Consider the following 26533-nt stretch of genomic DNA (forward strand, 5'->3'; position numbering starts at 1 on the left):
ATATTTTCTCTCCTTTATTTCACTCGATCTCTTTTTTCTAATGTCATACTCCACGCTGTTAAAATAACAGCAGCTACTACCATAAGACCACCTACCCAAGCAGTATGGATTAATCCTAACGAATTCGTTACAAGGCCACCTATATAAGAACCTAAAGCGATTCCTCCGTTAAATGCGGCAATATTAATTGCTGAAGCAACATCAACCGCACTCGGAACAAAGCGCTCTGCCAATATAACTACATATACTTGTAGCCCCGGAACATTCATAAACGCGAATAGTCCCATGAAAATAATTGTGATTAATCCAGCTACTTTAAATGGCGCTGTAAATGTTAAAACAAATAATATGATCGCTTGAATCAAGAACATGTAAAATAGCGCTCGAATTGGATTATGGTTCGATAATTTTCCGCCGACCATATTCCCTATCGCAATTGCAATTCCATACACTAATAAAATGATCGTAACGGTACTTGCTTCAAACCCTGTTACTTCTTGTAATAGGGGTGATAAATACGTAAATGTTACAAATGTACCGCCGTATCCAAGTGCAGTAATAATGAAAACAAGTAATAGTCTTCCATTTTTAATTAGTTTGAATTGATCACGAAACGATACAGGTACACCATTTTTCAAATTAGATGGGACTAGTATACTGTTTGCGATAAAAGCAATAATTCCAATTACGACAATCGCCATAAATGACGCTCTCCAGCCAAACTGTTGACCGATAAACGTTCCAATTGGCACACCTGTAATAGTTGCAACTGTTAATCCAGTAAACATAATAGCAATCGCACTAGCACGTTTATTCTCTGGTACGATTGCTGCCGCGATTGTAGATCCAATTGACATAAACACACCATGTGCAAATGCAGATACAACCCTTGCAATAATTAATATGGTGAAGCTTGTTGCTAATGCCGCAATACCATTACCAATAATGAAGATAACCATAATCCACATTAATAATGTCTTTCTCGACATACTAGCCGTTAGCGCTGTTAAAACAGGAGCTCCTACTGCCGCACCTAATGCATATAGGGAAACAGTTAAACCAGCTGTTGTAACAGAAACATGTAAATCCTCTGAAATGGATGGCAATAAACCGACACTAATAAATTCGGTTGTACCAATCCCAAACGCACTAATTGCTAGTGCTAATAAAGCAAACATACTTCTTCGATTCGTCTGAACTTCCGAAGATGGTACTGTATATGAACTCAATTGAATTCCTCCTTATTGCAAGAAATCCAATCATAATAGTGCGATAAAAAGGCCCTTCTATCTTCTAAAAATATATTTAATCTCTACAAATGCTATTATGAATGGTTTCATTCTTTTTTTGAAGAACGCACTTTAAAGTACGATAGGCACCAAAAAGTAACATAGTCACTTTTCAGTACCGTACTACTCATTTGCCTCTTACATGTGCTATTATGAAACATATTTAACATGATAAAAAGTACGTACTTTAAAGTGCTATAGGTACTAAAAAGTAACATTTGTATGACTTAGCTTACTTTACTCACAAAAGGAGGGCTTTATTATGAAGAAATACAATATTCCTGTAGAGGCGACCTTAGAAGTTATCGGCGGAAAATGGAAGGTTGTTATCCTTTGTCACTTAACGAAAGGTACAAAGAGAACGAGTGAACTAAAACGTTTAATGCCTGGTATTACACAAAAAATGTTAACACAGCAATTACGTGAATTAGAAGACGACGGCGTTATTCAAAGAAAAGTATACAATCAAGTCCCACCAAAAGTAGAATATTCCCTTACTGATTACGGTTGGTCTTTAGAATCCATTCTTGATTCTCTTTGTTCTTGGGGCGAATGCCACCTTGAAAAAGAAGGTAAGACATCGATGTTAATAACAGAAGGTGAACAATAAAAAAAGGAAAAAATGAACATAAATTTGTCCATTTTTTCCTTTTTTTATTTGTATATACGTACATTTCTAAGCTTAACAAAATAATTTATGCGCTTTCATGCCTTGGCAGTACTACGTTATACACGCAATATCAAATAATTAGGAATCATTTTTATGTTAACATAGGTGTATATAGTATATAATATAGGATATATATTATATACACTTTCCGGTAACGGAGCTTTTCCATTATGCGGACAAGCCATGTATCGGACAGTTCATAAATAATAGGTAGGACATTATGGTTTTGGGTTTATGATTTCAGCTTACTTGCTGACATAAATTTAAAGGCATTTTATTGTGTTTTGTGAAACTTTGTATAAAGTTTCGCAAGCGTTTACTATCTTACCTATCAAAAATAAGAGTATTGCTATCGTAAAGGAGAATTGGAGATGCCAGAAACTATGACTCAAACAAAGCCAGAACAAGAAACTGTACAAATTTCTGCTAGCCAAGGACAACTTGATGTACTTGATCAGTTGTTAAAACCTGAGGTACAAGAATCATTAACAACACTAGTAGAACAGCTTCCAAAATTAACTGAGCTTGTTAACATTTTAACTAAGTCTTATGACTTCGCTCAAACTGTTGCTACTGATGAAGTATTAAAAAGCGACACTGTTGGTGCAATCACAGAGCTTGTAGAACCTGTAAAAGATACAGTGAAAAGCATGGCTGCAACTGCAATCGAAGCGAAAGATCGTGCTGACGAAAGCAACGAGGTTATCGGCCTGTTCGGTCTATTGAAATTATTAAAAGATCCACAAGCACAAAAAATGTTCCGATTTGTGAACGCATATCTTCAAATTAGTGCAGAACGTAACAATAAATAAGTTAACTTATAACAACAATTAGTAAAGACGGGGGATATCATACTATGTCAAAACAAATTGTCATCTTAGGCGCTGGTTATGGCGGTCTTCTTGCCGCTTTAAACGTACGTAAATATTACAGCAAATCAGAAGCACAAGTTACAGTGATTAACCAATACCCAACACACCAAATCATCACTGAACTACACCGCCTTGCAGCTGGTAACGTGTCTGAGCAAGCAGTTGCAATGCCACTTACAAAGCTTTTCAAAGGTAAAGATATCGATCTTAAAATCGCAACAGTTGAGTCATTCTCAGTTGATAGCAAAGAAATCAAATTAGCTGGCGGCACTACTTTATCTTACGATGCACTTGTAGTTGCTTTAGGAAGTAAAACTGCTTACTTCGGTATTCCAGGACTAGAAGAAAACAGCATGGTATTAAAATCTGCTGCTGATGCAAACAAAATCTACAAACACGTTGAAGACCGTATTCGTGAATACGCGAAAACGAAAAACGAAGCTGATGCTACAATCGTAATCGGTGGTGGCGGATTAACTGGCGTTGAGCTAGTTGGTGAGCTTGCTGACATTATGCCTAAACTTGCAAAAAGCCACGGCGTAAATCCAAAAGAAGTGAAACTTCTTCTTGTTGAAGCAGGTCCAAAAATCCTTCCAGTATTACCAGACCACTTAATCGAACGTGCAACTACTAGCCTAGAAGCACGCGGCGTTACATTCTTAACTGGTCTTCCTGTAACAAACGTTGCTGGCAATGAAATCGACTTAAAAGACGGTCAAAAACTTGTTGCTAACACATTCGTTTGGACGGGCGGCGTTCAAGGTAACCCACTAATCGGTGAATCAGGTCTTGAAGTAAACCGTGGTCGTGCAACAGTTGATGCATACCTACAATCTACTTCTCACAAAAACGTATTCGTTGCTGGAGATAGCGCTGTTGTCTTCGCTCCAGACGGACGTCCATACCCACCAACTGCACAAATCGCTTGGCAAATGGGTGAGTTAATTGGATACAACTTATACGCAGCACTAGAAGGCAAAGCATTCGAAGAGTTCGCACCTGTAAACTCTGGAACACTTGCTAGTCTAGGACGTAAAGATGCTGTTGCTACAATCGGAGCAAGCAATACTCCACTTAAAGGCTTACCAGCATCATTAATGAAAGAAGCAAGTAACGTTCGTTACTTATCACACATTAAAGGTCTATTCAGCTTAGCTTACTAATCTGAATATAAGCCCGAATCATGCCCTGCATGGTTCGGGCTATTTTTATCCGAAATTTTCTCTAACTTATTTATTCGTCAAAAAAATGATATACCCTTTAAATTTATCTAAATATACTGACTTTTTATAATAAAAGCTGTCCCGTTTTGGAACAGCTTTTATTGTCGCTTTTTGTCGGTAAATCGATATATCGGAGAAATCGCTGATATATTTCGAAAATCGCCGATATAATTTTTAAACCTTCTTCATTATCCTAACTTCACAAGGCTGTAGTTCTTCTTCCCTTTACGAATAATAATAAATCGTCCATCAAATGAATTTTCTACCGTAACATCCGTATCTACATCCGTTACTTTTTCGCCATTCATAGAAATAGCTCCATTATTAATATCTTCACGCGCTTGTCGTCTAGATGGTTCAATTCCTAAATCAACTAGCCATTCTACGATGTTTTTCGTCTCTTTTGAGGACTGGAATGTTGGCATTTCTTTAAAGCCTTGCTCAATTTCATCAGCTGTTAACGATTTAATATCTCCGCTAAATAACGCTGCTGTAATTTTCACAGCTTGCAGCAATGCTTCTTCTCCATGAACGAATTTCGTCATTTCTTCCGCTAATACTTTTTGCGCTTCACGTTTATGAGGCTCTGTTTCTACCTTCACTGCCAACTCATCGATGCGCTCTTTCGTTAAAAACGTAAAGTATTTCAAGTATTTAACGACATCACGGTCATCTGTATTTACCCAGAACTGGTAAAATTCAAACGGTGTTGTTTTTTCAGAATCAAGCCAAACGGCACCACCTGCTGATTTACCAAACTTCGTACCATCTGATTTCAATAATAACGGAATTGTCAATCCAAATACTTTTGCTTCGTGCCCTTCTAACTTACGAATTAAATCTAAACCACTCGTAATATTTCCCCATTGGTCACTACCGCCAATTTGCAGTTGAACATCTTCTTTCGTGTATAAATGATGGAAGTCCATCGCTTGTAAGATTTGGTACGTAAATTCTGTGAAAGAAATTCCTGTATCTAAACGACTTGCTACGATATCCTTTGCTAACATACTATTAATGCTAAAATTTTTCCCGTAATCACGTAAAAACTCAATAATATTTATTTCATGTGTCCAGTCGTAGTTATTTACCATCTTTACTTCGCTATTTCCGCCAAAACCAAATAGCTTTTTCATTTGTGCTGTTAACGCATCCACATTATGTTGAACTACTTCTAACGTTTGAAGTTGGCGTTCTGATTGACGTCCACTCGGATCACCAATTGTTCCTGTTGCCCCGCCAATTAAAATAACTGGATGATGGCCAGCTAACTGGAATCTTTTCATCATCATAAACGGAATCAAATGTCCGATATGCATACTATCACCAGTCGGATCAACTCCGCAGTATAGCGAAATCTTTTTCTCTTCTACTAGCTTACGTAAACCTTCTTCATCAGTCTGTTGATTAATGGCGCCGCGCCATTCTAATTCATCAATAATGTTCATCTTTTGTCATCCCCTTTATTTTTTAAAAACAAAAAATCCCTATGTCTATGACATAGGGACGATGATTCACCGTGTTACCACCCAGTTTGTATAAATAGCATAGCTACTCATACCACTCTTAGCAATAATATCGATTGCCAATCCGCTTAGCATTACCTAAGATACTCCAGAGTGTAATTCGCAAATTTGTTTGTGCTAGGTTCCAGCATCCCCTAGCTCTCTCGTTAACAGTGACAAACTGCTACTGGGCTCTTTCAACGTATGTTATTTGTTAAATTATTAGCCATTATATTGAATTGAAAACAAATTGTCAACAATACCCAAATATTATTTTAAAATAATTCGCAGTTTCATACGTATATGTTATTCTTTATCTTCTCCAATAATCCTTACTTCACGCTCTAACTTCACGCCAAATTTCTCTTCAACTGTTTTTTGTACGAAGTGAATTAAATCGATGTAATCTTGTGCTGTTCCGTTATCAACATTCACCATAAATCCAGCATGTTTTAGAGAAACTTCTACTCCACCAATTCGCTTACCTTGTAACCCTGAGTCTTGAATCAATTTACCAGCAAAGTTATTTGGTGGGCGTTTAAATACACTACCACATGAAGGATATTCTAGAGGCTGTTTTGACTCACGTTTAAACGTTAAATCATCCATTTTTGCTTTAATTTCTTCATGTACACCTTCTTCAAGTTCAAATCTCGCTTCAAGAATAATGTAATGGTTGTTCGCAAATACACTCTTACGATATCCAAATTCAAATGCTTCTTTCGTCAAAGTACGTAGCTCTCCATCACCTGTCATTACGACAGCTTCTGTTAATACATACGAAATTTCACCGCCGTATGCACCTGCATTCATATATAATGCTCCGCCAACTGAACCTGGAATACCACAAGCAAACTCAAGACCCGTTAAGTTATGTTCTAGCGCAATACGTGATACGTCAATAATTGCTGCACCGCACTGTGCTACAATCGTCGTTCCTGTTACAGTAACACCTGTAATATGAATTAAACTTACTGTAATCCCGCGAATTCCACCATCTTTAATAATAACATTCGATCCATTTCCTAAAAACGTAACTGGAATATTATATTTGTTCGCATATTTAATAACTTCTTGAATTTCGTCATAATTTGTCGGCGCAACAAAAACATCTGCTTTTCCGCCAACTTTAATATGCGTATGATTCTTTAACATTTCATCTTGTTTCACATGACCTTCAGGCAATACCGTACTTAAATATTCATAAACCTCTTGCATATTCATTTTACGATTCCTCTATTTCTATATTCTTTTTATCCCGTTATACGGGCCCATAATATCCCCACATACATGAAATGAACCTAAAGTGGTGGATACAGTGTACCCAAAATCAATTCGAGACACCTATTAACCTCTTAATTTATAAGAGGTGCCACTCATATTAAAATATATATTGCATAATAAAGCAACCCAAATGGGCTACTAAACTTGACATGTCATCAGAAAGACAACAATTTGTAAAATATATTACTTTTTCAAAACACTACCCTTCAGTATCTTACTATACCACACGAAAATAAAGTGGTATTTTTTTGTAATCTTTACTTTATTTTCATCAACAAAAAAAGATGCTTTTACATAGGTAAAGGCATCTTTTTCATTACTTATTTTAAATTACTTTTCGTTCTCTTCTTTTTCTTTATCAAACCATAACAGTTCATCGTTATCCACTTCACCATTATAATTGATTAAGATTTCTTCTCCTGCTTTTATATCTTTATAAGCATAGAAGTTAAATGTATGATTCTCAAAGACAATATCATACGTCGCATTCGGTGTATATGAATGATTGAATAACATGCCGTATCCTAAAAGGATTGCCGTATGATTAATCCCATACTCAAATGCGTAGTCAGCAAGTAATGTTTTCTCAATGTGTTCATGCTGTTCATTCGGATAAGAGATAACTGGCGCTGCGTGTATCAACTCACCTTTTTTAATATCACGAGTTGCAAATACACCTCTATTAAATTCTCCATCACTAAGTTCAGAAGTCTTAACTTCGATCATATACGTCACCTATTTAATTCTTTCTTTGAAGTATTTTAATTCCGCTATTAGCTGAATTTCATCTTCTTAAGCTTGGCAGAAAACGAGCAGAAAAGCAATTAAAATCCGAGCAAGTCTTCGTTTAAATGAAAAAAGGGCTCAAACGTTGTGCCCTTTTTAAGTGATATTACTTTTCTAAAATATCTTCTAACAATTTCACTTGCTCGCTAACAGTATGTAATGTCTTCACAGATGTATCATTTCGATGTTTTTCTTCTTCCACACTTGCTAACACTTCTTCTGTAGCCGCAGAAGTTTGCTGGATTACATTGGAAGCATGTGTAACATCCTTTACGATATTCGTCGTTTTAACTTGGAAACTTTCTTGATGACCAACGATTTCTCTCATTACATCATTAATTTCATCAATAAATTTCCCTAAATCCGTTACATTTGTTAAAACACTTACTAGCATTTCATTACATTCTTCTTGTACTCTTTCTGATTTCTCTACTTGCACTTCTACCTTACTTGCTTGATTACTAAAATCCTTCAAAATCCCTTGAATTCTTCCAGCAGAACGATTCGATTCCTCAGCAAGCTTTAGTACTTCATTCGCTACAATAGCAAATCCTTTTCCATGTTCGCCTGCTCTTGCAGCTTCAATATTTGCATTTAAAGCTAGTAAACTCGTCTGACTTGAAATATTTGTTATTACATCTACAATTTCATTAATTTGCTTCGATTGCATCATTAAATCTCTAAATATAATTCCTGATTGTGAAACAACATCATTTAAACTTCTCATATTCGCTTCAAAATTTCGTAGAGTATGTACACTACCCTTTGAAATTTCTAAGCTTTCATCAACACGAATCGATGCATTTCTTACTTGAGAAATGATTTGTTCAATATTTCCTTCCATATCTTTCAATACTTCTACTGAACGTGACATCATCTCTGATTGTGATTGTGTACCAACTGCCACCTCTTCAAAAGCAAAATTAATGTCACTCATCGACTCCATCGATGTATTCATATTTTCTCTTAAATAATTAAAATTACTATCTAGTTTCACAACTGTTTCTTCAATAAGCCTTTGCGTCTCTTCTAGCTCCTGAGCTTTTCTCATTACTTCTTGCTTCTCATCACTTAAACGAGCCAGTAGGTTAGAACCAATTTTCGTGACGCCCCACATAGCGATTGTAACGATCGCTAACAAGCTTGCGAAGTTTGCAGCTTCAGATGCAGCTGTATAAGCAAAAAATTGCTCCGGCCAATAACTACAAAGGATAAATGTAAGAACAACTGCCACTCCGCCGAGAATTACAACGAGACGCTCACTTAAATAAATAAGTGAAACCGCTAGTGTAAAATAAACCATTTGAAATACAGCCGGACTTTCATTAAAAGCTTGTACCATAATGAAAGACATCATAAGCAACATAAATGTCATGACATATTTATACATCGCTTCCATGCTTTCTATAAAAGTCAGAAGCGTTCCAAATAGAACGACAGAAATACCACAAACCCAAAACGCGATTGCTCTCTCTGTAAAAATATATCCGTAATACCCAATCGCGATGATTCCAAGGAAGAAACTACAAATTGTAATAAACAGCAATAAATGATTTTTCTGTGATTCTTTCTCAAGGTTAGAAAAACAAGTTTTCTTTAACCATTCCATATATACAGTCCCACCTTCTGCCTTTAATTACTTCAACTTAAATACCGCACTTACTGGGTTATGATCACTATTCTCAAACTTTAAATCTTTTCCTTGCACATTTACAATCTCAACATTCGGTGAAACGATAAAGCCATCAATAATCGTGACGAAGTTTTCACCTTCTACATATTTCTTCACATCGTCTCTCACCGTCATCACAGACGGATCTACAGCCCATTTAAAGCCACCATCAGTAAAGTCCTTTGGTAACTCTACTAACCACTCAGGACGCTCCTTCACAAACTTCGGATCACTTAATTGAACGTCAGAAACTAACTGATTCCAATCTCCGCCCATTATTACGTAATCACCTTTTTCATAATGCTTGTTCATATATGCTTTTAAATACTCTACTTGCTGTTTTCTAATTTTCCCGCCTTCATCGTACGCAGACAAATGTAAGTTTACAAGTCTAACATGCTTTCCATTATTAACAGGGATTGTATGTTCAACAATCGCTCGATCTAAATCGAATAAACGCTTCGGCCAAGGCTCCATTCCAGGGAGCTGGAATCTCTTCGCTGTTTGAACTGTATATTTAGAAAATGTACTTAATCCAGCCTCCGCATATCCCATTGGACTTGTAACTGGAACGGGAACCCATTTTGTATCATAGTTCTTCCCGAACGACGAAGCATAATCAGGTAATCCTTTTTTCAAAAATTCATGCCCATTTACATCAAAAGATCGCATTGATTTTATATCGACTTCTTGTAATAACGCAAAATCACTATTCTCATTTTGTAAAAACGAAAGCATACTCTTTAAGTTCGTTTCCGTTTGCGCTTTACTGCTTGAACCAGATCCCTTTCCCCCATCCATAAAGAAATCTTGATCCTTATCTAATCCAGCATATCCAATATTAAATGTTGTAACTTTAAATTCATTTCCTGTCGCTAATACGCGCTCTTTATTCTTTTCTACCTTCAAACTTATAACATCAGCAGGCTGTTCTTTAGTAAGTGTCATATACGCTAAAAAACCACCTACCACTCCCACCCCTACTAAAATACATATAAGTACTATTTTTAATAATTTCTTCAAATAAACGCCCCTTTTCTAAAACACACAACTTAATTATCTTTATTTTCAGTTAACTAAAACTGAATGACAACATACGAAATATTTTATCACAACAAAAACCTTATATCACTATATTTAGTTTATAAGCGATATTTCTTACTCTTACATTATCAAAAATACAAAACGCCCCAACTCCTTCACTGGAAATCAAGCGTAATGTTTAGTACACTATATGTAATAATCATAGGTGATGGAGTTCGCCATAAACGCTACTTAGCTAATGACTCCTACCAGTATAACTACTGGTAGGAGTCTATTTTTTTGAGCAAGCTATTTAAAGAGGTGAGAAAATTGATTTATATTATGGTCGGCATTGCCGGTATATTAGGAGCCCTTTCTCGTTATTATTTAGGTCTTACTATTCATGAATTTTGGCATCATACATTTCCACTAGCTACATTACTTATTAACTTAGCCGGATGCTTCTTACTAGCTTGGCTGACTACGTATATCGCTAAGCTTAACATCTTGCCTTCAGAAATTATCACAGGCATCGGGACTGGATTCATCGGTTCCTTTACGACGTTTTCAACATTTAGTGTAGAGACTATTCAATTGATCAATCATTCTGAGTGGAGCATAGCCTTCTTATATGTATCATGCAGCATACTTGGTGGTCTCATTATGTCTGGTCTTGGCTATACATTAGGTGCTTTCTTAATTAAGAAACATCTTACGGAAGGTGATCATTTATGATAGAAGCTTTATTAGTAGCAACAGGAGGATTTTTCGGTGCGATTACACGATTTGCAATTAGCAATTGGTTTAAAAAAAGAACTAAAACTTCCTTTCCAATCGCTACATTTCTCATTAATATAACAGGAGCGTTTTTACTCGGATATATAATTGGCAACGGAGTCACTACAGGTTGGCAATTATTGTTAGGCACTGGATTTATGGGGGCCTTCACGACGTTTTCAACATTTAAGCTAGAGTCCATTCAGCTTTTCAATCGTAAAAATCTTAGCATACTATTCCTATATTTAAGTGCTACTTATATCATTGGTATCCTCTTTGCATTCCTTGGAATGAAGCTAGGCGGAATATAAAAAAAGCGACTCTTATCAGTCGCTTTCTTTTTATAAGAAGTAAGTCCCGCCATATGGAATGGAAAGTAAACCCGCTGGATACACATCATAATGCACACTTTGCATTGGAAGTTGTGAGTATGGCATATACTGTCCTTGCATCATTTGTGCCAAATATGCTTGTTGCTGCATTTGAATCACTTGATTCACAGCATGGATAGTTCCCTGTGCCCCAGCCAAAGTAATAGCTGCTCCTATTCGTCTATCATTATAAAAATAATGATTCATCATGATTCAACTCACTTATTATTTTTCTTCCATATTATATGTTTCTATTTCATAGTAGGTGTTTTAGCTCATAAAATTCCATTTGCCGTAAGCTAATAACCTATCAGGCTGGCCCCACAGACTAAAGTTCTATTTTGTCTATTACTGCTTTTTCAACTTCGAAGTAATAACTTCAAATAGTAATACACCAATACCACTCAAGAACAATACATAACTTATCGGTACTAGGAAAAAGAAAGGCTCTACAAGCAAACCATTATCCGCTATTTTACTAGTTGCCCCGTGCATTAATAAACAAGTAACTCCTAACGATAGCAGTACGATAGCTAATAAAAATTTATTTTCCATAATATATTCTCCTTTAACTTCATAATTCATTTATTTGTATTCCTTTTTACTACCATCATAATAAATTCAACAAAACTATAAGTCAATATTTTTTTATCGTTTTTCAATAAATGATTATTGATTTGTAATTAAAACAAAAGGTTTATGAAGCACCTTAAATTGCCTCACAAACCTTTTTAATCATGAATATTTACACTTCAAACCTCTTACTTACTACAACATATATCGCACATAACAGCACGAATATCCCAGCATAAATTAACAAAATTTCTACACTAAACATATCAGCCAATGGGCCAAATAGTATCATTCCTAAAGGAAGGGCGCATGAATTAGCGATTTGTACAAGACTAAACATTCGTCCGTGCATGGAAGTTTCTACTTTTTCCTGCAATAACACGTTAACCGGTGTATTGAAGCACGGCATTGTTATACCAATTAAAAAGTTACATACTAAATACATAATAAATACCGGAGCGATCCCTAGTCCAATCATAAGCAGTCCATATAACGCACAAGCTAGCGCTGTTGTATGCATACGATTACGGAAACCACCCCACGCTGCAATCAATATGCCACCAGCTGCCGCTCCCGCACTAAAAGTCATCTCACTAGCAGTAAGTCTCCACATTTCTGCACCGAAAGAACGGGTTACCATTAAAGGTGTTAAAAAGGCAGCTGGACTTATTAAAATCATGACAATAATTAATAAAACGAGTAGCCTTTTAATAAATACATTTTCTTTTAAATAAGCAAAGCCTTCTTTTATGCCTTGTAGATTAGATTTTTGCTTACTCTCTGCATTTACATGTCTCTCCACTTGAATAATAAACATAATACTAATTCCGATCATAGCCGTAATAACATCAATAAAAAATGTCATTTCAATGCTAGCAATAGAAAGAATTGCAGCACTTGCTGCTGGAGAAAGAAACATAATTAAAGATGTAATACTGCTATTCATCCCATTTACTTTCATAAGGTAATCTTTCGGAACGATTTGTGGGATTAATGCATTCACAGCTGGCGTTTGTACCCCTGTCCCAGCTGAACGAATGAGTAGTACTATAAAAAGTAACCAAATACTTTTATATCCTGTTAAGAATAGAACTGCTAAAACTAACGTAGCAATTGCTATAACCCCGTCTGATAACATAATCATTTTTTTACGGTCGTAACGATCAATCCAAACACCTGCCAATAAAGAAATTGCGATTTGTGGTAGGAAACCGCAAACAGTTGAAATGGTCAACATCATCCCCGATGATGTTGTAAGGGTGATATACCATATAATCGCGTATTGCACGAGAGAGGAACCGAATAACGAAATCGTTTGAGCGGTCAAAAATAATATAATTTTCGTTTTCCAATTGTTTTCACTCATACGTTTCACACCCCCTTAACTAATCCCGTCTCTATATGAAAGATGCTATCTGCCCAATCAAGATAAAAACTTGCTTCGTGAGATACGAGTATAATGCTACCCTTAAACTTAATTAGTGCCTTTTGCAAAGCTTCCTTCGCTTCTGCATCTAAATGGTTTGTCGGCTCATCTAAAATTAAGAAGTTACAAGGTGATAGTAATAATCCGCACAGTTTCACCTTCGATTGTTCACCACCACTTAACGTACGAATTTCTTGCGAAACGTGCGTATCCTTCACACCACATGCAGCTAAATGATGGCGTATTTCCTTCCTATTCAGTTTAGGAAACTGTTCTGAAATAATTTGAAGCGGCGTTAAAGAATCATTGCTCCAATTTAAATCTTGCTCATAATATCCAATCTTTATTTGCTCTGAAAAGTGAAACTCTCCAGAAATACTAGCAATATTTCCAACGATTGTTTTTAACAAAGTAGATTTCCCTACTCCATTGAAACCTGTAATCACAAGTTTTTGCCCACCCATTACTGAAAAATTCAACTTTGGTAAGAGAGCAAAATCGTAACCAACTTCAAGATTATTTACTTCCAGAACTGTCTGAACTGAAATGGGAAGTTCCCGAAAATGAATAGACGGTTTATGAGTAAAACTTGGTGGCGCAATTCTTTCCATACGTTGCAACTGCTTTCTACGTCCCTGTGCTATTTTTGAATTGACCCCAGCAATATTTCTACGAATATACTCCTCCGTTTTTTCAATTTTCTTTTGTTGTGCATGATATTGACGAATATAATCTTTTCGCAAATGCTCCTTTTGTCTTACAAAATCCGAGTATTTTCCGTAATACTTCTTCACCGTTCCAAACTCTACATCACATATACAAGAAGTCACTTTTTCTAGAAAATCAAAATCATGAGACACGACAATAAACGCCCCTTCAAAATTCATTAAATAATTAGCAAGCCATTCAACATGCTCTTTATCAAGAAAGTTTGTCGGTTCATCTAGTAATAAAATATTAGGCTCTTCTAATAAAAGCTTTGCTAAAATTACCTTTGCCCGTTGTCCTCCGCTTAATTCACCAATAATACGCTCCATCCCAATAGCATCAATACCTAAACCAGCTGCCACCTTGTTTATTATGCTATCTACTGAATAAAAACCGCGAGCCTCAAGCTGCTCTTGTATTTCAGCTGCTTTCAATAGTTGATTCTCACCTCCAGTCATCGCACTTTCTTCATATAACTTATTCATTCTCTTTTCCATTTCAAACAAATCATAAAAAGCTCGTTTTAAATACTGTGAAATAGTATAGCTCCCATCAATTTCTGCATATTGATCAAGATGTCCAATCTGAATATTAGGTTGCCACTTAACACTCCCCTTATCAGAAATAATTTCCCCCACCAATATTTTCAGTAACGTACTTTTTCCTGCACCATTCTGTCCAACAATCCCCATATGTTCCCCTTTATGCAAATCAAAAGAAGCATTTTCGTATAATACTTTATCTATAAAACTATGTGATAAACTTTCAACTTTAAGTAAACTCATTTTTATTCCTCTTTTCCTGAAATTAAAAAAAGCAGAGAGATAGCGTCATTCGACACTAGCCCTCTGCTTCGTGGTTTTTTCCATACTAATCCAATTTACAGTAAAAGCTCATTGGAATAATATACACAAAGGGCCATAGACAAAGCATTGTCTATGGCCCCTTAATCTATTTTATACATCAGCTAAATAACCATAACGAAATAAGCATAGGTAGACTATACTTTTTTCAAAAATTATTCAGCCGATGAATATAGGGGGTTATACCCCTTGATTAAGCTCCGTACAACGCTTCACCGTATACATTTGTGCGGAGCAAAGTTTTCTAATGAGTTTTACAAATTTTATATAAAGCATGTTCTACACCTTCCTTAATACTTAAAAGGGATTTTAGCATACAGTTTTATGAAGCGTCAACATGACTTCCAAATCTTTCAACTACTTATTTTCAAAATATTGCTTCTGAAACATACACATTCTTATCGCATTATGATAGTTACCATCAACGAAAAACTCGTCTAACAGTTCACCCTCTACCATAAATCCAACCTTTTTATAAACATGTACTGCTTTTTCATTTTCCTTATCCACAACTAAATATATTTTATGCATATTTAATACAGAAAAAGCGTAATCCATCGCTAAACGCGTCGCTTCCGCTGCATAACCATATCCTTGATAATTCGGATCAATAATGATTTGGAATTCCGTTCTACGGTGAATATAATCGATTTCCACTAACTCAACCAATCCAACCATTTCATTATCTTTTTCAACGATAAATCGGCGTTCACTTTGATCATGTATATGTTTATCGTATAAATCTTGCAGCTCCACAAATGCCTCATACGGCTCTTCAAACCAATACGACATAATATGTGCATTATTATTCAGTTCGTGTACAAACTTTAAATCTTCTCGCTCTAATGGACGCAATTTCAATTCCTGACTCATTTCTATAACCTCCAAGTAAAAGAAACCTCTTCACTTAATTTCTCAATTTTTTTCAATTTCAAACGCCCTAATTTCATTGTAAAGTCTCAAGTGACTTTAAGGTCAAGATATAAAAAAAGTAGTGCAAACTTATGTGTGCACTACTTTCTCTTACTCTTACTCTTCTTCTCGTAATGTTTCTAACACTTCAATTGCCCATTCACACCAGTCGATGTACATTTTTGAATACCTTATTCCATATTCAACAGTAATATACTCTCCGATCACCTGTTTACGAATAGACGACTGATCCGGAAAACTATAATCTTTCCATTTTTGAGTTTCCCGCATTACATGTGTTTCTCTATCAATTACCTTCTGTAATAGTGAAATAGCTTCACTTACTGAAATAACATTAAAACTTGAGGCTTTTAATAAAAACTCATCCTTTATACGTTGAGGCTTCGTTTTCGAATGAATAATCCATTCAACAAGAGCCTTTTCGCCCTCTTTCGTCAAAGAATATATTTTTTTATTTGGACTTCCTTCTTGATAAATATATTCGAACGTAACCAGGTTATCCTGCTCCATTTTTGATAATTCTTTATACACTTGTGAATGACTTGAATTCCAAAAATAAATGAGTTGTTCTTGAAAAGTATGATACAAGTCATAACCAGTTTGTTCTTTTTTTGAAAGTAGTCCAAGTAATGCATAACGAATAGACATTCTAAATTCTCCTAACTGGACTTTTAAATTATGAATAATTTGTTTCAATTTCATTATATCGATTGTACTCCTTTTAATAAACCATTATCATAACCATATGACTATTTAGTCATATGTCATTTAATTAATAAGAGTAAAGGAGGATATGATGAAAAGGAATATAGTTCCGTTAATGATCGTTCAATTTTTCATCTTTTTAGGATTCGGTATGATTATCCCTGTTCTACCAGAAATCATTACAAATTTACATGTGCCGTCGCATCATTTAGGAATGCTGTTATCTTCTTATTCGCTCGCTTCATTCTTAACAGCTCCACTTTGGGGAAAGATTTCTGATCGAGCAGGTCGGCGTCCTGTACTACTAATTGGCATACTCGGGTATTCCATTAGTTTTTTCTTAACAGGTTTACTGATTAATAATTTAACTGGCTTATACATCGCAAGAAGCCTAAATGGATTGTTTGCCGGTGCATTATACACCGCTGCAACAGCTTCCATTGTCGATATGACAAATGAAACTGAGCGTAATCGTTATATCGGAATGATGGGTGCTTGTATCGGGATGGGCTTTATTGTCGGTCCAGCAATTGGCGGGATGCTAAGCCATTTTGGAAATGCAGTTCCGTTCCAAATTGCTAGCAATCTTCTTGTCATTTTATTTCTCTATACATGCTTTACTTTTAAAGAGAGTTTAAACAATGCAGGTGAAAAAAATGCGGGAAATCCATTTAAAAAGTTTATTCATTTACCAGCTTCATCAATCGGCTTGTTTTTCATTACTTTCACAATTTCTATGGCATTAGCTGGGTTAGAAGGTACCTATCAACTATTTGGCAAACAAGCAATCGGCATTACACCATTACAAATCGGCATAATCTTTTTAGCAAGCGGCCTAGTAGATGCATGTATACAAGGTGGACTCATACGCTACATTCGTAACGGAGATGAAAAACGCTACATTATAATCGGACAAATCATTTCTGCAACAGGCCTATTTTTAATCCCTTTTATTACGAACTTACTATGGGCCGGCATTTGTTTATCCATCTTCACAGCTGGAAACGCGCTCGTACGAACTTGTAATCTATCCTTTTTAACAAAACAAGTAAAAAGCGATCACGGTACCATTTCAGGCTTAAATTATTCATTTGATAGTTTAGGAAGAATTATCGGACCAATATTTTTCACAATGATATTTACATCACAAGGGGCAGTATCTTTCATAGTAGGAGGCATGATGACGATGCTTTCTATCGGATTCGTAATCCTATTTTCAAAAAAACAACATACATACGGGAGTGAACTATAATGCTTAATATGTTTTATCAAATTCACGCGGGATCATGGGCAATTCTTATCATCTTATTTATTATGAGTTACATGCTTAACAAACAAGAATTTACACTGTGGGGACAACGTGCCTTTTATGTTCTTATGCTAGGTTCAGGAATTGGAATGGTAGTCATTAAAAACTTCCCTGTCATTTCTATGATAAAAGCTGTATTCGCTCTTATCCTTATTATGTCGATGGAAATCCTCGTAGCAAGGAAAAGAAGAGGACAAACTCATACGTTATGGTGGGGCGTATTCGCTATCACGTTCATCGTTATTTTATTAATTGGATTTCATATTATATAAAGTGAAACTTTAATCAGTGGGGTTTTGTTCATCCCCCACTGATTATTAGTTGAACCAATCGGGCTTTTACGGGCAGTTGATCCCCCACCTAACTTCTTTGCTTCCTCTGAATTTTGAGATGGGGGTCTTACTGCCCGTTAATGCGGGATAAAGTAAAAACCCCTAGATTTAGGGGTTTTTTGCTACTCTTTTCTCAAATCTCTCATATTTGATATGTATAACGCAATGACTAAAACAAGAATTGCTCCTGCGTATAATAACGTCTCCATCGGTTCTTCATGAGATACGATAATTAAACGAATTAATGCCGTGATTCCGATATAGATGAAATAACGTAACGGGAAATGATAGTTCGATTTAAAATACTTAATAATTAATGCAATGAACTCGAAGTATAAGAAATAGACAATAATACTTTCAACTAACTTATATGACGTATACTTCTTCGCTGAAAATATGTATTGAATAAAAGTAATCGTCTCATTAATTAAAAAAATAGATAAGACAATGGATAATATAATTAACGCTATGTTTAATATCCACTGTAAAACGCTTGCGATAAAATGATCAATATTAAACGACTTCATGTTTTCTTTTAGCTCCCCTTCGTGTAGGTATTCATTTATTATAGCAAAATTATAATTGGAGGTGGGTTAAATCATATTTCCGACCTTTGTTGGTGCCGGTATGGGGGATGTTCATTGTTTGGAGGAGTCTTTTGACCGCAGAACTAGATTGCATATTAAGAAAGTCCCTCAATTTACTATTAGTAGTTATCGTTCCAAACAGAAGTGTGTAGTCTTGTAAAGCACGTAAATGAGCATGTTTAGACGTACTATTACAGTTTGAGCAACGCCATCCCTGTTTTTCTTTTAACATTGCTATTATAAAACATTCCTCACACTGCACGCCCTTTAGCAATTCCTCTTTTTTCACTTTATATTGAGCAAGAATATTTTGTCGCTGTGAAGAATGCCCATTCATAATTTTATTTATAAACCCATTTATATCGCTAACCACTTTTTCTTTATATTGATTTTTAATCTGTTTTATTTTATTAGGTAAATTTGCGCTGTGGATAATTTTACTAGAAAGTATTTCATCTGAAGTTTTAATAATTGTACGAGGTGAACTAATTACAATGAGGGATTCAATTGGAAGATTATATATACCATGTAGACTCAGCCATTTTTTCAGCTGCATCTCTTGCCGTTTTATTTGTAAAAATGGATCTGGAAAACCTTCTTCCAAGGTGCCATCTGATATTCTAATGAGCTGATTAAACTTGGCGTCGAAGATTAATGTACCAACAATATTTTTTATTTCAAGAAAAAGAAGAAAACATGAGGAAACTATGAGGGTATCAATTTGAAAATAATGTTTCTGATCAAACAACCTAATATCATGTAAAATACTGTATTCCGTTTCGGGTAAGAAACTAAGTGGATATTCAATCGACTGCTCTCCTTTATAGCCGGCCATAAATTTCGCTAGATTTTCAACCACCACATTTCTTTTTGAATGATGAGCAGGCAATCTTCTCAGTAGAGCTTCTAATTGGAGCAAATGTACAGGCATTTTCCGCTCTTTCACAATCATTTTTATCCCCCTCCAAAATATATCAGCGATTTTTCAAATATATCAGCGCAACTCCAATTATATCGGCGATTTTCGAAATATATCAGCGCAACTCCAATTATATCAGCGATTTTCGAAATATATCGACTTACCGACAAAAACCGACACAACAAACACTCATAAACATTATATCACCACACCGAAAATCGCACTGTAAGCATAATATTAATCCCCCCTCTTGATTACGACATTTTAAAAACGGTAAAATAACATTCACCGTATGTAAAAGAGCTTTTTTATAAAGTGAACTTTAATCAGTAGGGGGCTTACCGCTCGTCAAATAGTGGAATAAATGCAACCTCATATTGTGAGCGCTCAAAGCGTCACCAATAAATATCACAGGCAATCGTACAAAAAAGCTGCTGCCTATAAAATACAGGCAGCAGCTACAGTATACATTTTCTAACTAATAAACGGCGATCGGCCCATAAGGACCATTAATAATCTCTATTTTTGTTTCAAAAATATCCGTCAAAAGTGTTGAGTCCATAACCTCTTCTACTGTTCCAAAAGCAGCAATTTGTCCATCTTTCATCGCACAAATTTTATCAGAGTATTTAGCCGCAAAATTTATATCATGCATGACAGTCAAAATTGTTCTTCCAAATTCATTAGCCGCACGTCTCAAATGTTCCATCATTTGAACAGAACGAGCAACATCCAGGTTATTCAGAGGCTCATCCAAAAGTACATATTCAGTCTCTTGGCACAATACCATCGCTACGTATGCCCTCTGTCTTTGACCACCAGAAAGCTCATCTAAATATCTATTCTCTAAATTAGTTAAATCTAGGAAGTCGATATATTTAGAAATGATAGCTTCATCCTCTTTCGTTAATCTTCCCTTTGAATAAGGAAAGCGCCCGAATCCAACTAATTGTCTAACAGTAAGCCTCGTTACAAAATGATTTTCTTGTCGCAATATAGTCAAAACTTTTGCTAAGTCTTTTGATTTAGATTCAGAAACATCCATATTTGCTACCTGGATTTGACCTTCGTCCATATCTAAAAGTCTACCAATCATCAAAAGTGTCGTTGACTTTCCAGCACCATTTGGTCCGATTAAAGAAGTAAAGCCTGCTTTTGGTATTTCAATATCCAAAGGTCCTATTTTTACCTTATCCGTATAGAACTTTTTAACATTATCAATTTTTATCATAAAGCCCTCTTCCTTAAAACTATAGTTAAGAATATGATTCCACCGAATAATTCAATAATAACTGAAACTACACCTTGAGCATGGAATACATGATACATTAAGAAGTATGCACTCGTCATAATCAAAAATCCTATAGCAAAAGCCATTGGGAAAATATATCTATGATCATAAGTTGCCGCCGCCTGATAACTCAAAGTTGCCACTAAAAAGCCGTAGAACGTAAGTGGTCCAATTAGAGCAGTTGAGATAGACATTAAAATAGCCACTAATACAAGCGTATAAATTACACTAGGTTGATATTTAACTCCAAAAGAAGTAGCAACATCCTTCCCTAGTGACAAAACATTCAAATTCTTAGAATGAGCAAAAATCAATACCGCTACAATTATGATCATAGGAATTACAATAGGAAAATATGCAGGATCTGCATGATTAACAGAACCAAATAATCTTGCTTGTAAGATATCAAACTCTGAAGGCGCAAGTAGCTTTCTCATGAAAGTTGACATAGAATTCAGTCCAGTGCCAATAATAATTCCAACTAAAAGCATAAGTTGTAAATTTCCGTATTTACCAGAAAGTAACCATCCATAAAGTATCAAGCTCATGAGGACCATAACAACGACTTGAAATAAAAACGATCCAATTCCATTAAAATTGATTAATGCACTAGCACCAAAGAAGAATATTGTACTCGTATGTATCGCTGAATAAAGTGATTCAAAACCTAAAAGCGAAGGAGTAATAATTTTATTATTCGTAATAGATTGGAAAGCAACTGTCGACAAGCTATGGCAAACCGCAGCAATAATCATTGCAACAATAGCTACTATCCTTCTCTTAACGACTGGGATAAAAGAAGGTGAATCTATCGGAACTGGATTGTTATACACTAAAAGTCCATATGAAGAAAGAAGACCTAAAGCAATCAATGTTATCAGTAAAATCCAATAATGTCTTGCTTCCTTCTTAGACCGAAAAGCGCTAGCTGATCTACTTTCATTATGAAGGCTAGAATCGATTTCGACATTTTCTTTTTTTCTATATTCTAATGTGATCATCGTAGCCTCCTTGGTTTTCTTTGTCTCAATAAAATAGTAATAAACACGACTGCTCCCACTGTTGCAAGTATTAAAGAAACAGGTAATTCAAAAGGCTGTATAATTGTTCGAGAAATGATGTCACAGGCAGTTATTGATCCCATTCCGATCACACAAACCCAAGGTAAATTACTCCTAAGATCATCACCTCTAAACATGGAAACGATATTTGGCACAATTAATCCTAAGAAAGGTAAGTGTCCAATAACAGCTGCAACAATTCCAACTGCAACAGAGATAAGAGCAGTCCCAAAAAGAACAATTCTATTGTAATTAACGCCAAGACTTGTTGCGACATCTTCTCCTAGTCCAGCTAAAGTCAATCTATTCGCATACATAAAAATAAGAAAAGTAATGATAACAATCAGCCATAAATATTCATATCTTCCCACCTGAATGTTAGCAAATGAACCTACAAACCAAGTTTCAATACTTTGCGTCTTTTGAAAAAGGAGTCCTAAAAAAGTAGACACTGCAGAAATTACTGCTCCAAGCATCAATCCAATAATCGGAACAATTAAAGACGAACGAAGCTTAACTCTTCTTAAAAATAGAAAGAAAATCATAGTTCCTATAAAAGAAAAAATGATTGCACCAGTCATTCTTTGAACTAAAGTCGGGGCAGGAAATAATAAATACACAAAAAGCAGGCCTAAGCCTGACCATTCAATAGTCCCCGTTGTAGTAGGTTCAACAAAACGATTTTGTGTAATAAGTTGCATGACGAGCCCTGCCATCGCCATCGCAGCTCCAGTAAGCATTAATGCAGCTGTTCTCGGAACACGAGTGATGAAAAACATCTCTGTCCCGTCCTCTTGTCCACGTATATCATAAACGCCAGTAAACAGTGATATAATCCCTAAAATTATGACAACTATAATGGCTATTATAAAAGGTTTTGTCCATAATTTATTGTGATTATAAAACTGGGGTTGAGAAATATTCTCAACCCTAGAAATTATATTTTTTGACACTGTTTCGTACTCCTTTACACTACTTAGCTAAAGTTTTTGCCATATTTCCAAATAACTCTATATAAGTTTGAATTGATTCATTTGTGTAAGTATCTTCTGGTGCATAAATAACTTGTTTTTTAGAAACAGCAGTTGTGTTTTGAAGAGTAGGTGATTTAGAAATAACATCCTTAGCAGGTGTTGACTTAGCTGCATCAGATGTTGCAGCATCACGATCTAATACGAAAATCCAATCAGGATTTGTTTGTGCAATAGCTTCAACAGAAACGTCATCACCTTTATGACCTGCAGTAGAATTCGAAACTTCTAATGCTGGAGTCCAACCGAAAATTTCATACATAGGTCCCCAAACGCGACCAGAGTGCGGCGCAGCAAAGCCAATATTTCCACCAGTAACAATAACACTCATAACTTTATCTTTTCCGTTATAAGCAGATTTTGCTTTTTCAATAGATTTATCAAAATCAGCTACTAATTTTTTAGCTTCTTTATCTTTATCAAAGATTTTTCCTAAAGTAACTGTAGAGTCTTTAAGCCCTTTTACTAAGTTTTCACCTGGCTTAGTAGCTTTCTCAGAAACATCAACATTAAGATCAATAACAGCTGCATTTGGAACTAATTTTTTGATTTCTTCGTAATGATCAGCAAATCTTTGACCAACGATTACAAGGTCAGGGTTTGCCGCTGCAATAATTTCAAGATTTGGTTCGCGGTGATTCCCGATATTTTTAACTGAATCATCTTTTTTATATGCTGAATCCGCAGGCATGATATCCTTTGGAGCAGCTGCTAATTTAATTCCCCAATCAGCTAAAGTTTCAAACGTTCTATTATCTAAAGCAACTACATTCTTTGGATTTACAGGAACAGTAACCTTTCCGTGTGCATCAGTGATTTCAACCGTTTTTGGCTTATCACTACTATTATCTTTAGTAGCTTTCGAAGTTTCTTTACCTGAATCTGAGCAAGCTACTAACATTAAAGTGAAAATTGCTAGAATACTTACTAATTTTAAAAGCATAGTTTTTTTCATACGTATACTCCTTATAATGTAATTTAGTTCGAAAATGATAACATCGATAGATTAAATTAGACAGTAACTTTTATGTACCCAAACTGCTATTGATAATCATTTTCATTTGAACATCCTGTTAATAAGTATAGTCATTAATTCTGTGAAAATCTTGTGAATGGTGTGAATTCATAAAATCAAGCAAAAAAAGTAATATGTGCGATCAGGACTGTTGATTAACCTTCATTAAATACTGTCTCAACGAATACGAGACAGAGACCTTCCCTTACAAAATACGCACAGTAATAGCTAATATTTCACATAAACTACTTTTATTATCTTATTTTTATCATTCAACCATTGAATAGCCTCTGCCATGTATCGTTTGAATATATCTGTCTTTCTTCTCGCACTTTAGCTTTTTTCTTACATACCCAATATATAAGTCTACTACATTCGGATTTACTACTACGTCATATCCCCATACTTGATTCAAAAGCATTTCACGGCTCAATATTGTATTTTTATTCTTAATTAAAAATACAAGTAAATCGTACTCGCGCTTCGTAAGCGAGAGATTTTTACCAGCTTTTTTCACAATATTGCTAGATGCATCAACAAAGAGATCTTTAAACTGAAAAAAGGTTGTTTCATTTTGCTGGTTACAGTCACTTCTCCTTAAGATAGCTTGCACCCTTGCTACTAGTTCTTCTTTCGCAAATGGTTTTCTTATATAATCATCAGCTCCTGCTTGTAACCCTGCCACGCAATCCTTACTAGAAATATTGTCGGTAACAATAATGATCGGTGTCATTTTAACAAGTCGTATTTGTCTGCAAATTTCTGGTCCAGGTATGCTTAATGAATCCCAATCTAATATGATAATATCCCAATCTTGTTCATATATTATATTTAAACCTTCGTTTTCATTGTGAAGTTTTAAAATGAAATGGCCTTCTTGCGTTAAACCGCTTACGATTTTCTTTGCTAAAGACCGTTCATTCTTAATTACTAACACCTGCCTCACCGATGGTTCACCTCTACTTCAATATAACTTAGTTAGATAAAAAATTATTTAAGATTTATAAATATTAAATCCCTAAAAAATCCATTCAAACAGCTTATTAGGAGAACTCTATATAATCTTACAATAGGTCTGTATAGAAACACAAAACATATTAAGATTTGAATAAAATGATTTTATTAATAGAAACTCACCAATCGGACGTTTACGAGCAGCTATAGTATCTATCTGCTTATCATCCATAACCATTTCTTTATTTTCTGTTTCAGGGGTACTGCCTCATCAACTTAAGCATTTTATAAAACTAAAAAACAAAAGAACCATAACCCCACCAATTCGGTAAGATTACGGTTCATATCATAAATATTTTCAACCCTCATATGTTAGAAATTCTTTTTAGTCCTATAAGAAATCATTAATAACCCTGATATAATACATAAAATTGCCCATAGTAACGAATCTTCTTTTGCCCCTGTGTTTGGTAACATAGGTTTTTCTTTATTCAAAGATTCATCTTTCATTGGCTCTTTTGGTTCGATTGAACCTTTCGGTTCCTTTGAGGAATTCAATTCTCCTACCTTTTCATATACATAGATTACTTCCTTCGTTCCTTCTTCATATTTACCTTCCGCATTTTTCGGTTTTTCTACTAACTTATATCCTGGGATTTCTTTTGCTTCTGTTGTATACTCGTTTCCGATCTTACCTGTCGTTTTATTACGTTGGGCAATTTCATTCCCATCTTGATCAACGTACTTTGTTACGACATTTCCTCCTACCTCTGGTTTTGGTGTTGGTGTTGGTTTTAGTTCTTCTACTTTTTCATATACATAGATTACTTCCGTTGTTCCCTCTTCATATTTACCTTCGGCATTTTTCGGTTTTTCTACTAACTTATATCCTGGAATTTCTTTTGCTTCTGTTTTGTAGTCTTTTCCTACTTGATCCGTTGTACTTGTTCCCGGAACTAACTCGTTTCCTTCTTTATCCACGTACTTCGTTACGACATTTCCTTCTACTTTTTCATATACGTAGATTACTTCTTTCGTTCCCTCTTCATATTTACCTTCCGCATTTTTCGGTTTTTCTACTAACTTATATCCTGGAATTTCTTTTGCTTCTGTTGTATACTCGTTTCCGATCTTACCTGTCGTTTTATTACGTTGGGCAATTTCATTCCCATCTTGATCAACGTACTTTGTTACGACATTTCCTCCTACCTCTGGTTTTGGTGTTGGTGTTGGTTTTAGTTCTTCTACTTTTTCATATACATAGATTACTTCCGTTGTTCCCTCTTCATATTTACCTTCGGCATTTTTCGGTTTTTCTACTAACTTATATCCTGGAATTTCTTTTGCTTCTGTT

The 26533-nt window shown here is 35.3% G+C and carries 27 protein-coding genes, 1 riboswitch and 1 other annotated feature; of the genes, 7 read left to right on the plus strand and 20 right to left on the minus strand.

Translation table 11 applies throughout. The features are described from left to right. Positions 1–14: 14 nt before the first annotated feature. Positions 15–1178 carry an MFS transporter gene (locus MR070_RS23730; protein WP_242262118.1) on the minus strand — a complete coding sequence of 388 codons (1164 nt, stop codon included), beginning with the start codon at positions 1176–1178 and terminating at the stop codon, positions 15–17. Between the two features lie 373 nt (positions 1179–1551). On the opposite strand from MR070_RS23730, the gene MR070_RS23735 reads away from it, so the two are divergent. From MR070_RS23735 to MR070_RS23745, 3 genes are all read left to right on the plus strand, one after another. Next, positions 1552–1899 (plus strand): winged helix-turn-helix transcriptional regulator, encoded by a 348-nt coding sequence (locus MR070_RS23735; RefSeq protein WP_000760470.1) that lies wholly within the window; start codon positions 1552–1554, stop codon positions 1897–1899. 431 nt (positions 1900–2330) lie between these two features. Then, on the plus strand, positions 2331–2771 hold the full coding sequence (locus MR070_RS23740) for a DUF1641 domain-containing protein (protein WP_001115309.1): 441 nt from the start codon (positions 2331–2333) through the stop codon (positions 2769–2771). 44 nt (positions 2772–2815) lie between these two features. Next, positions 2816–3994 (plus strand): NAD(P)/FAD-dependent oxidoreductase, encoded by a 1179-nt coding sequence (locus MR070_RS23745; protein WP_000043204.1) that lies wholly within the window; start codon positions 2816–2818, stop codon positions 3992–3994. 248 nt (positions 3995–4242) lie between these two features. On the opposite strand, the gene tyrS is transcribed toward MR070_RS23745, so the two are convergent. The 5 genes from tyrS to MR070_RS23770 form a co-directional block, all read right to left on the minus strand. Next, positions 4243–5502: a tyrosine--tRNA ligase gene (gene tyrS, locus MR070_RS23750; RefSeq protein WP_242262105.1), complete on the minus strand. Its 1260-nt coding sequence runs from the start codon at positions 5500–5502 to the stop codon at positions 4243–4245. 51 nt (positions 5503–5553) lie between these two features. Next, positions 5554–5769: a binding site (T-box leader), on the minus strand. Positions 5770–5865: 96 nt separating this feature from the next. After that, on the minus strand, positions 5866–6783 hold the full coding sequence (gene murB / locus MR070_RS23755; RefSeq protein WP_001057091.1) for a UDP-N-acetylmuramate dehydrogenase: 918 nt from the start codon (positions 6781–6783) through the stop codon (positions 5866–5868). 390 nt (positions 6784–7173) lie between these two features. Beyond that, the gene (locus MR070_RS23760; RefSeq protein ID WP_000573649.1) at positions 7174–7569 is read right to left on the minus strand and encodes an SET domain-containing protein; all 396 of its coding nucleotides are present in this window, start codon (positions 7567–7569) and stop codon (positions 7174–7176) included. Between the two features lie 166 nt (positions 7570–7735). Next, positions 7736–9238 carry a DUF4077 domain-containing protein gene (locus MR070_RS23765; protein ID WP_242262106.1) on the minus strand — a complete coding sequence of 501 codons (1503 nt, stop codon included), beginning with the start codon at positions 9236–9238 and terminating at the stop codon, positions 7736–7738. Between the two features lie 27 nt (positions 9239–9265). Further along, positions 9266–10324, minus strand: coding sequence for an endonuclease/exonuclease/phosphatase family protein (locus MR070_RS23770; RefSeq protein ID WP_242262107.1), 1059 nt, complete (start codon positions 10322–10324; stop codon positions 9266–9268). Between the two features lie 216 nt (positions 10325–10540). After that, a riboswitch (Fluoride riboswitch) is annotated at positions 10541–10600 on the plus strand. Positions 10601–10654: 54 nt separating this feature from the next. On the opposite strand from MR070_RS23770, the gene crcB (MR070_RS23775) reads away from it, so the two are divergent. Next, complete coding sequence (gene crcB, locus MR070_RS23775; protein ID WP_044791168.1) at positions 10655–11059, plus strand: fluoride efflux transporter CrcB; 405 nt, start codon at positions 10655–10657, stop codon at positions 11057–11059. Next, positions 11056–11412, plus strand: a complete 357-nt coding sequence (gene crcB / locus MR070_RS23780) for a fluoride efflux transporter CrcB (RefSeq protein WP_073530970.1) — start codon at positions 11056–11058, stop codon at positions 11410–11412. The genes crcB (MR070_RS23775) and crcB (MR070_RS23780) overlap by 4 nt, the downstream gene beginning before the upstream one ends. A gap of 30 nt (positions 11413–11442) precedes the next feature. Here crcB (MR070_RS23780) and MR070_RS23785 read toward each other — a convergent pair whose 3' ends face one another. The 6 genes from MR070_RS23785 to MR070_RS23810 form a co-directional block, all read right to left on the minus strand. Then, positions 11443–11682, minus strand: coding sequence for a DUF3947 family protein (locus MR070_RS23785; protein ID WP_044791172.1), 240 nt, complete (start codon positions 11680–11682; stop codon positions 11443–11445). A 138-nt stretch (positions 11683–11820) separates the two neighbouring features. Next, on the minus strand, positions 11821–12027 hold the full coding sequence (locus MR070_RS23790) for a DUF3955 domain-containing protein (RefSeq protein WP_242262108.1): 207 nt from the start codon (positions 12025–12027) through the stop codon (positions 11821–11823). 190 nt (positions 12028–12217) lie between these two features. Next, entirely contained in the window at positions 12218–13411 is a 1194-nt protein-coding gene (locus tag MR070_RS23795) for an MFS transporter (RefSeq protein ID WP_242262109.1), read from the minus strand. A 5-nt stretch (positions 13412–13416) separates the two neighbouring features. Then, positions 13417–14964: an ABC-F family ATP-binding cassette domain-containing protein gene (locus MR070_RS23800; protein WP_242262110.1), complete on the minus strand. Its 1548-nt coding sequence runs from the start codon at positions 14962–14964 to the stop codon at positions 13417–13419. A 435-nt stretch (positions 14965–15399) separates the two neighbouring features. Beyond that, the gene (gene speG / locus MR070_RS23805) at positions 15400–15915 is read right to left on the minus strand and encodes a spermidine N1-acetyltransferase (RefSeq protein ID WP_000076825.1); all 516 of its coding nucleotides are present in this window, start codon (positions 15913–15915) and stop codon (positions 15400–15402) included. Positions 15916–16071: 156 nt separating this feature from the next. Further along, positions 16072–16623: a PadR family transcriptional regulator gene (locus MR070_RS23810; RefSeq protein ID WP_000027915.1), complete on the minus strand. Its 552-nt coding sequence runs from the start codon at positions 16621–16623 to the stop codon at positions 16072–16074. Between the two features lie 148 nt (positions 16624–16771). Between MR070_RS23810 and MR070_RS23815 the strand changes: the two genes are divergently transcribed. Together MR070_RS23815 and MR070_RS23820 are read left to right on the plus strand one after the other, a co-directional pair. Then, positions 16772–17932 (plus strand): MFS transporter, encoded by a 1161-nt coding sequence (locus MR070_RS23815; protein WP_242262111.1) that lies wholly within the window; start codon positions 16772–16774, stop codon positions 17930–17932. Next, positions 17932–18261, plus strand: a complete 330-nt coding sequence (locus tag MR070_RS23820; RefSeq protein ID WP_000933661.1) for a DUF1516 family protein — start codon at positions 17932–17934, stop codon at positions 18259–18261. The genes MR070_RS23815 and MR070_RS23820 overlap by 1 nt, the downstream gene beginning before the upstream one ends. Positions 18262–18443: 182 nt before the next feature. On the opposite strand, the gene psiE is transcribed toward MR070_RS23820, so the two are convergent. The 8 genes from psiE to MR070_RS23860 form a co-directional block, all read right to left on the minus strand. Beyond that, the gene (gene psiE, locus MR070_RS23825) at positions 18444–18848 is read right to left on the minus strand and encodes a phosphate-starvation-inducible protein PsiE (protein WP_000834704.1); all 405 of its coding nucleotides are present in this window, start codon (positions 18846–18848) and stop codon (positions 18444–18446) included. A 49-nt stretch (positions 18849–18897) separates the two neighbouring features. Next, positions 18898–19860 (minus strand): nuclease-related domain-containing protein, encoded by a 963-nt coding sequence (locus MR070_RS23830; RefSeq protein ID WP_197225674.1) that lies wholly within the window; start codon positions 19858–19860, stop codon positions 18898–18900. Between the two features lie 445 nt (positions 19861–20305). After that, entirely contained in the window at positions 20306–21058 is a 753-nt protein-coding gene (locus MR070_RS23835; RefSeq protein ID WP_242262112.1) for an iron ABC transporter ATP-binding protein, read from the minus strand. Then, a complete protein-coding gene (locus MR070_RS23840) occupies positions 21055–22119 on the minus strand; it encodes an iron chelate uptake ABC transporter family permease subunit (protein WP_242262113.1) in 1065 nt (354 codons plus the stop codon). The genes MR070_RS23835 and MR070_RS23840 overlap by 4 nt, the downstream gene beginning before the upstream one ends. Beyond that, the gene (locus MR070_RS23845; protein ID WP_000041820.1) at positions 22116–23132 is read right to left on the minus strand and encodes an ABC transporter permease; all 1017 of its coding nucleotides are present in this window, start codon (positions 23130–23132) and stop codon (positions 22116–22118) included. The genes MR070_RS23840 and MR070_RS23845 overlap by 4 nt, the downstream gene beginning before the upstream one ends. Positions 23133–23151: 19 nt before the next feature. Continuing rightward, positions 23152–24165, minus strand: coding sequence for a siderophore ABC transporter substrate-binding protein (locus MR070_RS23850; RefSeq protein WP_242262114.1), 1014 nt, complete (start codon positions 24163–24165; stop codon positions 23152–23154). A 328-nt stretch (positions 24166–24493) separates the two neighbouring features. After that, positions 24494–25171 carry a response regulator transcription factor gene (locus tag MR070_RS23855; protein ID WP_242262115.1) on the minus strand — a complete coding sequence of 226 codons (678 nt, stop codon included), beginning with the start codon at positions 25169–25171 and terminating at the stop codon, positions 24494–24496. A 380-nt stretch (positions 25172–25551) separates the two neighbouring features. Further along, positions 25552–26533 (minus strand): MucBP domain-containing protein (locus tag MR070_RS23860; protein ID WP_242262116.1); only part of this gene is annotated, 982 nt, incomplete at its 5' end.

This window comes from Bacillus cereus group sp. BfR-BA-01453, from assembly GCF_022662915.1.
Taxonomy (GTDB): domain Bacteria; phylum Bacillota; class Bacilli; order Bacillales; family Bacillaceae_G; genus Bacillus_A; species Bacillus_A paranthracis.